At 69.1% G+C, this 12,970-nt stretch carries 12 protein-coding genes; 5 read left to right on the top strand and 7 right to left on the bottom strand.

Going from position 1 to position 12,970, the window contains the following annotated elements; all coding sequences use genetic code 11:
- Positions 1-28: 28 nt before the first annotated feature.
- The 4 genes from ABFC67_RS11555 to ABFC67_RS11540 all read right to left on the bottom strand — a co-directional run bounded on the left by ABFC67_RS11555 (position 29) and on the right by ABFC67_RS11540 (position 4,212).
- Positions 29-2,245 carry a chemotaxis protein CheA gene (locus tag ABFC67_RS11555; protein WP_346738176.1) on the bottom strand — a complete coding sequence of 739 codons (2,217 nt, stop codon included), beginning with the start codon at positions 2,243-2,245 and terminating at the stop codon, positions 29-31.
- Position 2,246: 1 nt separating this feature from the next.
- Complete coding sequence (locus ABFC67_RS11550; RefSeq protein WP_346738175.1) at positions 2,247-2,522, bottom strand: STAS domain-containing protein; 276 nt, start codon at positions 2,520-2,522, stop codon at positions 2,247-2,249.
- Between the two features lie 103 nt (positions 2,523-2,625).
- On the bottom strand, positions 2,626-2,994 hold the full coding sequence (locus ABFC67_RS11545) for a response regulator (protein ID WP_346738174.1): 369 nt from the start codon (positions 2,992-2,994) through the stop codon (positions 2,626-2,628).
- A gap of 15 nt (positions 2,995-3,009) precedes the next feature.
- Positions 3,010-4,212: a methyl-accepting chemotaxis protein gene (locus tag ABFC67_RS11540; RefSeq protein WP_346738173.1), complete on the bottom strand. Its 1,203-nt coding sequence runs from the start codon at positions 4,210-4,212 to the stop codon at positions 3,010-3,012.
- Between the two features lie 652 nt (positions 4,213-4,864).
- On the opposite strand from ABFC67_RS11540, the gene ABFC67_RS11535 reads away from it, so the two are divergent.
- Positions 4,865-6,355, top strand: a complete 1,491-nt coding sequence (locus ABFC67_RS11535; RefSeq protein ID WP_346738194.1) for a peptidase S10 — start codon at positions 4,865-4,867, stop codon at positions 6,353-6,355.
- Between the two features lie 207 nt (positions 6,356-6,562).
- Here ABFC67_RS11535 and ABFC67_RS11530 read toward each other — a convergent pair whose 3' ends face one another.
- A complete protein-coding gene (locus tag ABFC67_RS11530) occupies positions 6,563-6,859 on the bottom strand; it encodes a YkgJ family cysteine cluster protein (RefSeq protein ID WP_346738172.1) in 297 nt (98 codons plus the stop codon).
- An 89-nt stretch (positions 6,860-6,948) separates the two neighbouring features.
- Here ABFC67_RS11530 and ABFC67_RS11525 point away from each other — a divergent pair, with 89 nt between their 5' ends.
- Positions 6,949-7,668, top strand: coding sequence for a pseudouridine synthase (locus ABFC67_RS11525; RefSeq protein ID WP_346738193.1), 720 nt, complete (start codon positions 6,949-6,951; stop codon positions 7,666-7,668).
- A 63-nt stretch (positions 7,669-7,731) separates the two neighbouring features.
- On the opposite strand, the gene ABFC67_RS11520 is transcribed toward ABFC67_RS11525, so the two are convergent.
- Positions 7,732-7,899 carry a hypothetical protein gene (locus ABFC67_RS11520; protein ID WP_346738171.1) on the bottom strand — a complete coding sequence of 56 codons (168 nt, stop codon included), beginning with the start codon at positions 7,897-7,899 and terminating at the stop codon, positions 7,732-7,734.
- A gap of 394 nt (positions 7,900-8,293) precedes the next feature.
- Here ABFC67_RS11520 and dbpA point away from each other — a divergent pair, with 394 nt between their 5' ends.
- Positions 8,294-9,670, top strand: coding sequence for an ATP-dependent RNA helicase DbpA (dbpA, locus tag ABFC67_RS11515; RefSeq protein WP_346738170.1), 1,377 nt, complete (start codon positions 8,294-8,296; stop codon positions 9,668-9,670).
- 79 nt (positions 9,671-9,749) lie between these two features.
- Positions 9,750-10,874 (top strand): hypothetical protein, encoded by a 1,125-nt coding sequence (locus tag ABFC67_RS11510; RefSeq protein ID WP_346738169.1) that lies wholly within the window; start codon positions 9,750-9,752, stop codon positions 10,872-10,874.
- 94 nt (positions 10,875-10,968) lie between these two features.
- Here ABFC67_RS11510 and ABFC67_RS11505 read toward each other — a convergent pair whose 3' ends face one another.
- Positions 10,969-11,394 carry a hypothetical protein gene (locus ABFC67_RS11505; protein ID WP_346738168.1) on the bottom strand — a complete coding sequence of 142 codons (426 nt, stop codon included), beginning with the start codon at positions 11,392-11,394 and terminating at the stop codon, positions 10,969-10,971.
- A gap of 385 nt (positions 11,395-11,779) precedes the next feature.
- Between ABFC67_RS11505 and ABFC67_RS11500 the strand changes: the two genes are divergently transcribed.
- Positions 11,780-12,970: methyl-accepting chemotaxis protein (locus ABFC67_RS11500; RefSeq protein ID WP_346738167.1), on the top strand; the 1,191-nt coding region annotated here is incomplete at its 3' end.

Genomic DNA, 12,970 nt, shown 5'->3' with positions numbered 1-12,970 from the left:
CCCCTGAAAGAAGAATGGATGTTCTGGTTCAGCAGGCCGATGCCGCGACGGCCGCCTGCTTCGAAGAAACCTGGGGCGCACCCTGCTGGATGGCCTGCTGCACCAGCGACGGCACGTCCAGGATCAGGGCCACGTCGCCGCTGCCGAGGATGGTGGAACCGCTGATGCACCTGACCTGGCCGAACAGCTTGCCCATCGGCTTGATCACGGTCTGGAATTCCCCCACCAGCGTGTCGACCACCAGCCCGGCCTTCTGCCCGGCGTACTTCAGCACCACGATGTTTTCGCGCCGCGCCGGCTTGCCTTCGACCTTGAACAGGTCGCGCAGGCGGATGAACGGCAGGACCTGGCCGCGCAGGTTGGTGTAGTCGTGGCCGGGTTCGGCGGACAGCTCGACGCACTCCTCGATCATGTCGAGCGGGACGACGAAGGCGGTCTTGCCGATCTCGACCTGGAAGCCGTCGATGATGGCGAGCGTGAGCGGGAGGCGCACCGTGACCGTGGTGCCCACGCCTTCCTCGCTGGCGATGCTCACGCTGCCGCGCAACGCGGCGATGTTGCGCTTCACCACGTCCATGCCGACGCCGCGCCCGGACAGGCTGGTGACTGCCTCGGCGGTGGAGAAGCCCGGCTCGAACACGAGATCGAGGATTTCGCCGTCGGCGAGGCTGCGGCCCGGTTCCACCAGGCCGCGTTCGATGGCCTTGGCGAGAATCCTGTCGCGCTTCAGGCCGCCGCCGTCGTCGCTCACTTCGATGACGATGGAGCCGGAGTCGTGGTAGGCGTTGAGCCTGACCGTGCCTTGCGCCGGCTTGCCGCTTGCCGCGCGCTGCTCCGCCGGCTCGATGCCGTGGTCGATGGCGTTCCTGACCAGGTGCGTGATCGGGTCGGCGATCTTCTCCACCACGGTCTTGTCGAGTTCGGTGTCCTCGCCGCTGACCGCGAGCCGGATGTCCTTGCCGATTTCCCGGGCGGCGTCGTGCACCACGCGCTGGAAGCGGCTGAAGGTCGCGCCGATGCGGACCATGCGCAGTTGCAGCGCGCTGTCGCGCACCGATTCGACCAGGCTGGACAGCGTGGATGCGCGTTCCTGCAGTTCGACGTTGTGCGCGCGCTGCGCGATCAGGTTGACGCTGGCGCCGGCGATGATCAGCTCGCCGACCTGGTTGATCAGTTGGTCGAGCTTGTCGGCGTCGATGCGGATCGAGCGGCTTTCCTGCCCCTTCAGCTCGTTCACCTGCTTTTGCCGGGCCAGCGCGGCCTCGACCACGGCGGGCTGCACGGAACCCTGCTCGACCAGGATGGCGCCGATCGGCTGCCGCGGCGCTTCCGAGGGTTGCGCCGACTGCACCGTCTGCGTGTCCAGCGCGGCTTCGAGTTCGCCGGCCGTCACCGTGCCGCAGCGAACCAGCATCTCGCCCAGGCGTGCGGTTTCCTCGGGCAGTTCGCGGATCAGGCGGACGTATTCGGAAACGCGGCTGTGCGGCGGCAGGATGCGGATGCTGCAGTCGTCGCGCACGAATTCGAACACGCTTTCGATGGCGGCCTTGTCGGCGTCGCTCTCGAATGCGATCTCGAAGCCGAGGTAGCACGCTTCGGGATCCATCTCCGCGGCGTCCGGCATGGCGTCGGACAGCGTGGCGATGCCGGTGATGGCGCCGAGCCGGCCGAGGTAGCGCAGGAACGACAGCGGGTCCATGCCGTCGCGCAGAACGTTCGGGCCGAAGCGCAGCGAGATGTGCCAGCGGTCGGCGCCGGCGGGTTCGTCGTCCGCGGGATCTTCCGCCGCGGCGTCGCCTGCGGGCGCGGCGGCCGGCGCGGCTGCCGCCGGCGGATCGGCGGACTGCGGTGCGTCCAGGTACCCGCGTAGCCGCGCGACGAGCGGGGCGCCCTGTTCCGCAATGCCGCCGCCTGCGTCGGCGCCCTCGTTCGCCACCGCGTCGATCAGCATCCCCATGTGGTCGCGGCAGGACAGCAGCAGGCTGACCAGGTCGTCGACCAGAAGAATCTCGCCGTCGCGAACGCGGTCCAGCACGCTTTCCACGACGTGCGTGAAGGCGACGACGTGATCGAGCCCGAACAGGCCGGACGAACCCTTGATGGTGTGGGCGGCGCGAAAGATCGCGTTTACCTTCTCGGACTCGTCCTCCTCCTCCCGCCCCACGGCGAGCAGGGCGTTTTCCATGTCTTCGAGCTGCTCGCGGCTTTCGGCGATGAAAGTCTGCAGCGCCTGATCGAGTTCCATGTCAGTGCCTCTGCGGAGTATCGGATGAGGCAGGGGCGGAGACGCCGAAGTGTCCGTCGAGCTGGAGCAGCGCGAAGACTTCGCCCACGGCGGGGCTGTGCGCGACTATGCGGAGATCGCCTTGTCTCGCCTGCGCGGACCGTTTTGCCAGCAGCAGGAGCTGCAGGCCCGCGGTGTCGAGTTCGGTGACGGCGGACAGGTCCACCTCGATCGTCGCCGTTTTTTCCAGGGGCGCATGCAGTGTCTGCTTGAGCTCGCGCGCCCGATAGATGCTCATCTCCCCCTCGATGCACAAAGGGGGTGCGGATTTCTTCCGCTTTCGTTCCGTTGCCATGGTGTCCTCCGGTGAGTGGTGCGGCGCGGTGCGATGTGGCGTCCCGTCACGACGGGCACAGCTTCTGCACCGCGCCCAGCAGTTGTTCCGGCTTGAAGGGTTTGACGATCCAGGCCTTCGCCCCCGCGGCCTGGCCTTCCTGTTTTTTCTTGTCGGTGAATTCGGTCGTGAGCATGATGACCGGCGTGAATTTGTAGTCCGGCATCTGCTTGACGGCGCGCACGAAGCTGAGGCCATCCATGTTGGGCATGTTCACGTCGCTGATGATCAGGTGCACTTTCTGCCCGTTCAGCCGCGCCAGCGCGTCCTGGCCGTCGCAGCCTTCGATCACCGCGTAGCCGGCGCCTTTCAGCGCGATGGCGACGACCTGTCGCAGCGAGGCCGAGTCGTCGACGATCATGATGGTCCTGGACATCGCGTACTCCGCCTCCTAGAAAAATGTGATTTCGTCGCCGGCCGCGATGGTGCTGCCGGCGTCGTGGTTGCGGTGCTCTTCATGCGTTGCGTAGGAGCTTTCCAGCTCCCGTCGCAGTTCGGACCAGTCGATGGCCATCAGGCGCCCGTGCGCGCGCCAGGCGTCGCCGCTCTTCTCCAGACAGGCGGGAAAAGCCTGGATGTTGTCGCGCACGTGACTCAGGATCTGGCTGGTGCGGTCCTGGAACTGCAGCAGCACCAGCGACTCGGCCACCTCGTCCTTGATGCCGATGCCGGTACTGCGCAAGATGCTCGCCGCTTTGGACAGGCTGCCGATCACTCGCCGGAAATCGTCCAGCACGCCGCCGATGGCGGCTTCCGCGTCGGTCACCGACGCAGCATCTTCCTCGGCGAACGTTTCCGCTGCCTGGAATGCGGCATGGATGGCGTCGCTGATGGTGGCGACCTTCTTGCCGATCTGGCGGCCGGTTTCGCCGGAAAGGTTGGAGAGCTTGCGCACCTCGTCCGCCACCACGGCGAATCCGCGTCCGGCCTCGCCGGCGTGCGCTGCTTCGATCGTTGCGTTGAGCGCCAGCAGGTTGGTCTGGTGGGCAATGCTGGCGACTGCGGCGGCCATCTCCTTCAATTGATCGATGAACTGCACGAGGTTGCCGACGCCGCCCAGCAGGTCGTCGCCGCGGCTCAGCGCGGTCCGCAACGAGCGGATCACCGATTGCAGGCTCGCCTCACTCCTGGCGAACACCGCCGTCAATCCCTGTGCGCTGTCCACCGATTGTGCGGACAGGTTCGAGGCGTCGACCGCCCTGCCAAGTTTTTCGACGATGCCGGAGAAGCGACCGGTCAATTCGACGATGGCGCGCTCGCTTTCGCTGCGGCCGGTCTCGATCTGCTTTACCCAGAGCGAAGTGATTTCCTGTTCGAGCGCGCCCAGCCCGTCGATGAAGTCCTCCACTTCGCGGCGGTGCCGGTTCTCGATGCGCGCCGGCGCGCTACGCCAGGCTATCGTCGCGCCCGCTCCGGTGCCGATGGCGACCAGCGCCATCGTCGCGAGGTCGGAGAGGTCGGGGCCGTCGGCGAGCGGCAGGGCCAACGCGATCAGCGCGAGCGCATGCGGGAGGTGGCGGTTCAAGTGCGCCCGATGGAAGTCCATGAGCGCCGACCGCAGGGCTTCCAGCTTCGGTCTTGTGCGAAGGTCCATATCCCTTGCTGCGTTCTTGTTCTTTTTTGTGAGTACGGGGCCCTGTTACGTCAAGACGGCATGCGGAGGCGCTGGCGCGGGCGGACCACCTGCGGAACGTCCACGCTGGGGGGCGGGCGCGGTTTGTGCGCGCGACCTGCGGCAGGCGGCCGTCGGGTTCGATCGCGTGATGCGCCGACTCGCATGCCTGGGGCTGCGACCCATCGCATCCATGCGTCTTGACCAGAGACATTTACATCTGTGTACAAAAGTACTTAACGGCAATGTGAGCATCACCTTTAGTTTTTTTTTCGGTTGCTCGATCGATCGCCTCGCTACGCTGAGCAGGCCCTCGCCGTGCGCCTTGCGGCTGAGGTGCGAACAGACATCGCGCACTCGTGCCCACGCGCGCAGATTGCGGGTGTGCGCCATCGGAATTCGACCCGGGTTTGCCACGGCGCCGTCGGGCCCGCCTTGGATATTTCCGGGCAGACCACCGCCGCGCACGGCGGCGGCATGGCACACCGGGATGACGCGAGCGCAACCAGCGGATGCCGCGGCGCCGACCTTCCAAATGCGCCTTTCGGCACATCGCAGCCGGCACGATGGCGGCTAACCTGCGCGGGTCCGCTTCGTTGCATTCGACAAGGGGTTCCGCATGTTCCAGCGTTCCATGGCCGCCGTGCTGGCGGCGTGCCTGACTGTCGGCGCGTTCGCGCCGGCGCCGTCCTTCGCCGCCGATGCGCCGGCGAAGGACGCCAAGGCGAGTCACGCCGACGACGGCATGGACCTGCCGCCGTTCCCGGCCGACAAGTCCGTGCAGCAGAGCGTGGAGATCGGCGGCAGGACGGTGCGCTACCAGGCCACCGTCGGCTCGCTGCCGGTGCGCGACGCGAAGGGCAAGGTGATCGCCGACGTGATGTACGTCGCCTACACCGTGCCCGGTCGCGACCGCCCGGTGACGTTCGCGCTGAACGGCGGGCCGGGTGCCTCGTCGGTGTACCTGAACCTCGGCGCGCTCGGGCCGAAGCACGTGCAGTTCGGCGCCGAAGGCGACAGCCCGTCGGACCCGGCCACGCTGCGCGACAACCCCGGCACCTGGCTCGATTTCACCGATCTCGTGTTCATCGACCCGGTCGGCACCGGCTTCAGCCGCGCGCGCGTGCCGGAAGACGAGGCGAAGAAGCAGTTCTACGCCACCGATGCCGACATCCACTACCTGTCGCGCGTGGTCTACGACTGGCTGGTGAAGAACGGGCGCATGACCTCGCGCAAGTACCTGGTCGGCGAAAGCTACGGCGGCTTCCGCGGTCCGCGCATCACGCACTACCTGCAGACGCGCCTCGGCGTGGCGATGAACGGCATGGTGCTGGTCTCGCCGTACCTCGATCCGGACGCTTCCAAGGACGGCGACCTGTCGCCGCTGCCGTGGATGCTGACCCTGCCCAGCATCGCCGCCGCCAACCTCGAGCGGCAGGGCAAGCTGACCGATGCGGCGATGGCCGACGTGATCGCCTACACGCGCGGCGACTACGTCACCGACCTGCTCAAGGGGCGCTCCGATCCGCAGGCGCTGGAGCGCATCGTCAAGCGCGTCACCGAACTCTCCGGCCTCGATCCGGCCTTCGTGCGCCGCTCCGGCGGGCGACTGGAGACACAGGCCTACCTGCGCGAGGTGTACCGTGCCGAGGGCAAGCTCGGCAGCCGCTACGATTCCAACGTGACCGCGTGGGATCCGTTCCCGTTCGACCCCGAGCAGCGCACCAACGACCCGATCCTCGACGGCATCATCGCGCCGACCACCACGGCGATGGTCGACTTCATCACCCGCACCGTCGGCTGGAAGTACGACGGCCGCTACAACGCGCTCAGCTACGAGGTGAACCGCCTGTGGAACCGCGAAGGTTCAGGACGCGGTTCGGTGCAGGAGTTGCGCCAGGCGGTGGCGATCGACCCCAAGCTGCAGGTGCTGATCGTGCACGGCTGGGGCGACCTGTCGTGCCCGTTCATGGCCTCCGTGCTGATCGTCGACCAGATGCCGGTGATGGGCGACGCCAGCCGCGTGCAGGTGAAGGAATATCCCGGCGGCCACATGTTCTACAGCCGCGGCACGAGCCAGGCCGCATTGCGCCGCGACGTGATGGCGGTGTACGCGAAGCACTGAACGCTTCGCCTTATCTCGCGCTGCGCGGCGGCGCGCTTTGGCTTTGCTTTCCCTCTCCCCGCTGGGGAGAGGGAGATGATCGCGCGGCGCATGCGGCAGCGCGTGCATTGCGTTGGCGAACAGCGGCCGTCCTGCGGACGGCACCCCTCGCGCCGATCCTCTATCCGGTGGCGAGAGAGCCCATGAACGCGGCGCCGTGGGCGGCGCCTAACGCCGCGCGTCCAGCCAGGCCGCGCGTTCTTCGCGGCAGTCGGCGCCGCCCATCGCGAACTCGCGGCACACGAGCGGGCGGTCGGCGTAGATCGTGCAGCGCATCGTGTCGCGGTCGAGGGCGATGCACCAGCCGTCCTCGAGCCGGGCCATCACCTGCATGCCGTGCGCGTCGACGTCGATGTATGCATCGGGCACGGCGTCATCGGGCTGCAGCACGACCTTGAGCCGGCAGCAGCAGGCCTGGCAGGTGTCGCAGCGGACGGCAGCGGAATCGGCGGAGGGGTGGGCCATGGCCGGGCATTCTCCCACGCGCATGGCCGCGCGTCCGCGCCGCACGCCGCGGTCCTGACGGATAATGCGCGCTTTCCGCCGCCCCGCGACTGCGCATGCGCGTCAACAAGTACATCAGCGAAACCGGCCTGTGTTCGCGCCGCGAGGCGGACGAGCTGCTCGCCGCCGGGCGGGTGACGATCAACGGCGCGCGCGCCGAGGTCGGCGCGAAGGCGCTGGAAGGCGACGAGGTCCGCGTCGACGGCGAGATCGTGCGCCTGAAGGCGGCGCCGCGCGGCGCGCGCCGCCATGTCTACATCGCGCTGAACAAGCCGATCGGCATCACCTGCACCACCGACACCGGCGTGCCGGGCAACATCGTCGATTTCGTCGACCACCAGCAGCGCATCTTCCCGGTCGGGCGCCTCGACAAGGATTCCGAAGGGCTGATCCTGCTGACCAGCAACGGCGATATCGTCAACGAGATCCTGCGCTCGGAGAACGCGCACGAGAAGGAGTACCTGGTCGGCGTGAACAAGCCGGTCAGCGAGGGCTTCCTCGCCGGCATGGCGCGCGGCGTGCGCGTCCACGGCCAGATGACCAAGCCATGCCGCACCGCGCGCATCGCCAAGTTCGGCTTCCGCATCGTGCTGACCCAGGGCCTGAACCGGCAGATCCGGCTGATGGCGGCGGCGTTCGGCTATCGGGTCACGCAATTGCGGCGCGTGCGCATCATCAACGTGAAGCTCGGCAACCTGCGCATCGGCCAATGGCGCAACCTGACCGATGCCGAGCTGAAGGGGCTGCTGCCCGAACGCACCCAGTGGTAGGCGCGCGGCGGGTTCCGCGGCGCGCCGGTCGATGCGGCCGCGGCGGTCCGCCGCGGAGGCCGCTCAGTCCGCGTGCGGGGCGGGCGGCACGGCGCCGGGCGCGGATTCCGGCGCGGCATCCGCGCCGCCGCCCGCGTTGCGCGCAGCCTTCTTCTGGCGCTTTTCGTCCTGCTTTTTCTTCTTGGCCAGATCGCGCTGGCGCTTCTCGAATGAATAGTTGGTTTTCGCCATCATCGTCCCTCGGAAAGGGCGCATTGTAGCGAAGAAGCGTCGCGCAGCCGAAACGCCGCAGCGGAGCGCGTCGCGCGCGATGAACCGCGTGCAAGATGCGGAAAACCCGCGGCGCCGCCTTGCGCGGCGCCGTGTCGAGGCGGGGTCAGGCCGGCGTGAACGACTTGGCCGCCTTCTTTTCGTGCTTGGCCGCCCGCTTCTCCTTCATCGTGCGGGTCGGTTTCTTCTTCGTGTCCTTCTTCTGGTTCATGCCCTTGCTCATGGCGCTTTCCTCTGTGGAGTACGGCCGTTCCGTACGGTGGGCCGCACTCAGTATGCGCCTTGCCGGGCACGGGAGGTGCAGCCGCCCGGCGCCGCGATACGCGCGCCGCCGCCGTTTTTGCGATCATGGCGCATGACTGACTTCGCTTCGTTGCCCCTGGGGGCGCCCCTGCTGCAGGGCGTCGATGCGCTCGGCCATGCGCGCATGACGCCGGTGCAGGCACACAGCCTGCCGCCGATGCTGGAGGGACGCGACGTGATCGCGCAGGCGCGCACCGGCAGCGGCAAGACCGTGGCGTTCGGGCTCGGCCTGCTGGCGCGGCTCGATCCCGCCACGATCCGCCTGCAGGCGCTGGTGCTGTGCCCCACGCGCGAGCTGGCCGACCAGGTGAGCAAGGCGATCCGCCGGCTCGCCGCATTCATCCCCAACGTCAAGCTGCTGACCCTGTGCGGCGGCATGCCGCTCGGCCCGCAGCTGGCCTCGCTGGTGCACGATCCGCACATCGTCGTCGGCACGCCGGGGCGCGTGCAGGAACTGCTGCGCAAGGGTGCGCTGCACGCGGGCGGGGTCAAGGTGCTGGTGCTGGACGAGGCCGACCGCATGCTCGACATGGGCTTCGAGGAGGCGGTCGCCGAGATCGCCGGCAAGATGCCCAAACACCACCAGACCCTGCTGTTCTCGGCGACCTATCCCGAGGCGATCCGCGAGATCAGCGCGAAATTCCAGCACGACCCGGTCGAGGTGATCGTCGACACCGCGCACGCCGAGGGCGCCATCGAGCAGCGCTTCTACGAAGTCGAGCCGGCACGCAAGCTCGACGCGCTGGCCGCGCTGCTGGCCGCGCACCGGCCCGAGTCCGCACTGGTGTTCTGCAACACCCGACGCGATACCGAAGAGGTCGCCGCGGACCTCGACCGCCGCGGCTTCTCCGCGCTGGCGCTGCACGGCGAGCTCGACCAGCGCGAACGCGACGAGGTGCTGGTGCGCTTCGCCAACCGCAGTTGCGCGGTGCTGGTCGCGACCGACGTCGCCGCGCGCGGCCTCGACATCAAGGAGCTGCCCGCGGTGATCGCGTTCGACGTGGCCAGCGATCCCGAGGCGTACGTGCACCGCATCGGCCGCACCGGGCGTGCCGGCCGGCAGGGGCTTGCGCTCAGCCTGTGCACGCCGCGCGAACGCCCGCGCGTCGCGGCCATCGAGGAACGCCAGGGGGCGCCGGTGGCGTGGGGCACGCTCAAGCTGTCCGCGCCGAAGGGCAAGACGCTGACGCTGGCGCCGATGGCGACCCTGGTGATCGACGGCGGTCGCCGCGACAAGATGCGCCCGGGCGACATCCTCGGCGCGCTGACCGGCGAGGCCGGCCTCGCCGCCGAGGCGGTCGGCAAGATCGACGTGTTCGCCACCCGCGCCTACGTGGCGATCCGGCGCGAGCTGGCCGACAAGGCGCTGCGGCGCCTGCGCGAGGGCAGGATCAAGGGCCGCAGCTTCCGCGTCCGCGCGCTGGGCTGATCGACCGGCGCCGCCGCAGCGCGCGGTGCGGCGGCCCGCTACACTCGGTTCCCGCAGCAGGGCGCAGGAGCATGCGACGGTGAGCGCGTCCGCCATCACGATCCGGTCCGGCGAACTGGTCGCGCTGCGGCTGTTCGACATCGCCTATGCGATCGACCTCGCCCGCGCCGAGGCGCTGTGGGCCGCGCACGTCGGCGGCGCCAGCAGCCGCACCCGCCTGAGCAGCGCGCCGCCCAAGGCGCTCGCCTTCGGCGTGCCGCCGCTGCGCCTGGTGCTGGAGCCGGTGGCGCTGCGGCTGGGCGAAGCCGAGGTGAGCGCGCAGGTCACCGCGCGCCTGTACGACTTCGGCGTCGCCGCGCTGGCCGTGCGCGTCGCCGTCGCCGACGCGTCGTGGAGCGAATTCGCCGCGCGCTTCAACGCGCTCGACCGCGCCGTGGGGCCGGGTGCGCCGCCGGCGTTCTGGGACGCGCTGCTGGATCACGTGCGCACGATCGTCGCGCCCGCGTTGACGCGGCCGGCGGGCGAAGCCGTGCTGCAGGAGGACTACCTGCTCGGCACCGTGCATGCGCTGGACGAGCCGCTCGACGCGGCGGCGTTGCGCGCGCGGGTGGACCTGGCCGGGCTGCTGTCGGGCGAGGCGCGCCCGCTGTCGGAAGCCGCGCGGCGCGACCTGCTGGCGCGCAGCTTTTCCTACTACGCCGACGACCTGGTCGTGCTGACCTGGGACCGCGCCTTCATCTACGAGCCGCGCCGCGATTCCGACGTCGCCGACGTGATCGAGGTGGCCAACGCGCAGTTGGTCGAGTTCCGCTACTACGACGCGCTGCTCGACGACGAGCTGCCGCGCATGTACGACCGCGTCGAGGACGCGCGCCGCGCGGTCTCGCTGCTGGCCTCGCGCCGCTTCGCCAATCTCGCGCGCCGGCTGTACACGCTGGTCGCCGAAGTGACCGAGCTGACGGAGAAGGTCGACAACGCGCTGCAGGTGACCGAGGACGTCTATCTGGCGCGCGTCTACAGCGCCGCGCTGGAGCTGTTCCGCGTGCCGGCGCTGAGCGCATCGGTCGATCGGAAACTGGCGATCATCCGCGACACCTACGCCGCGCTGTACGAGGAAGCGTCCAGCCGCCGCGCCGAGCTGCTGGAGATCGCCATCGTGCTGCTGATCGCGCTCGAGATCGTGCTGGCGCTGCTGCGGCACTGACCCGCGTGCCGGCCACGCGGCGTCGCCGGGCGGAGCCGCGCAGCGGCTTCCGCCTGTTGCCGCCGCCCGCGTGCGGGAGCGGCGGCCCCGAGCCTCAGTAGATGCCGACCTGCAGCGCGTAGGGCTGGTCGCCGGTCGTCGCCTTGGCGATTTCCGGCAGCATGTACACCTCGACGGTGTAGTCGCCGTCGGCAGGCATCGGCGCCGACCAGGTCGTCTCGCCCGTCTTGATGGTGTCGACCAGCGGCTTCCTGCCGGTGGGGCCGGTCACCTTCAGGTAGATGTTGGGGTTCTTCGAGAACAGGCGCAGCGCCAGCGTCTTGCCGGCGTGTCCGGCGACCGTGTAGTCCTGCTTGTAGTCGGCCGGGTTCAGGCTGCCGCGCAGTTGCGACCACGCGTTGCCGTCCTCGAAGGCGACCGGCGTCGCGGCGATGGCGGCGATGACGGTGCCGCCGAGGGCGAGACCGAGGCCGAGCAGCGCGGCACGGCCGAACGAAGTGGTGGAGCGGAAGGCGCGCATAGATACCCCTGCGATGTGGCTGTGATCGGCGCCGGGCCGCAGCAGGCGCGCCCGGAAGGCATGTCCAGCCTCCAAGCATAAGTCAGGAAATGGCGGTGCGGCGAGTATCGCGCCGCCGGCACGGCCCGCCGCCGGCGCGGAAGCTTGCGCCGGGCTTGCTCAATTCCGCATGGCGAGCGCCGATAAGTGAGGGCCGTCGATCGGACGGCTGCGCCGGCAGGTCGTACGCGTGCCGGCACCCGGACCGACGGATGCCGCGTCGTCGCAACCGACGGCCGCGGCGGGCCGGGAATTCGCATGCGCAGTACCGCAGTACCCAGGACGGGGCCACCGGTGCGCACGTGCACGGGCCCCGATTTTCTTCCCATGAAAGGAGGGGTTTTCCATGTTCATGTCGCGTCTTTCGATCAAACTGAAGTTGATGATCACGCTGGGCGTGGTCAGCGTGATGCTGGTGGTCGTCGGTACGCTCGGCATCAGCGGGCTGCAGCGCAGCAACCAGTCGCTGCAGGACATCTATGCCAACAAGCTGGTGCCCAGCAACGCGCTGGCGCTGGCGTTCGAGCTGCTCGGCAGCGCGCGCGCGAGCGCGCTGCGGGCGGCGAACGCGGGCGACGCCGACAAGGCCGACGCCGCGGTCGCCGGCGTGCACGCCAAGCAGGCCGAGATCGACACCCTGCTGGCGACGTTCCGCGGCGCCGACCTGTCCGAACGCGAGCGCCCGCTGGCGAAGCGCTTCGAGACGGATCGCGACGCCTTTGCCAAGGCCCTGGACGAAGCGCTGAACGCGCTCGCCGCGCACGATTTCAAGCACGCGACCGATGCGCTCGACGGCAACGTCGAAACCGACTACGCGGCGACCCGCGGCGACGTCGGCGCGCTGGTCGCGATGCAGACGAAGATCGCCCAGGAAACCTACGCCGCCGACGAGCAGTACATGCGGCGCAGCTCGATGGTCGCCTATGTGGCCATCGGCACCGGGCTCGGCCTCAGCCTGCTGCTCAGCTTCCTGCTGATCCGCTCGATCACGCGCTCGCTCGGCACCGCGGTGCGCGTGGCCGACAACATCGCCGAGGGCCGGCTCGACAACCGCGTCGAGATCGAGACCCGCGACGAGCTGGGCCGGCTGCTGGAGTCGTTGCAGCGCATGGATGCCAAACTGACCGGCATCGTGCGTGAGGTGCGCGGCAGCTCCGAGTCGGTGGGCGTCGCGGCGAAGCAGATCGCGCAGGGCAACGACGACCTGTCGCAGCGCACGCAGGAGCAGGCCAGCTCGCTGGAGGAAACCGCCTCGTCGATGGAGGAGATGACCGCGACGGTCAAGCAGAATGCGGGCAACGCCTCGCAGGCCAACCAGTTGGCGCGCGGCGCGCGCGAGCAGGCCGAGCGTGGCGGCGAGGTGGTGGCGCGCGCGGTGCAGGCGATGGGCGAGGTGAATGCCTCGAGCAGGAAGATCGCCGACATCGTCGGCCTGATCGACGAGATCGCGTTCCAGACCAACCTGCTGGCGCTGAACGCGGCGGTGGAAGCGGCGCGCGCGGGCGAGCAGGGCCGCGGCTTCGCGGTGGTGGCGACC

The organism is Mizugakiibacter sp. (assembly GCF_039680435.1).
Classification (GTDB): domain Bacteria; phylum Pseudomonadota; class Gammaproteobacteria; order Xanthomonadales; family Rhodanobacteraceae; genus Mizugakiibacter.
Note: the sequence above shows the minus strand (reverse complement) of the source record. Positions and strands in the feature narration are given on the sequence as shown.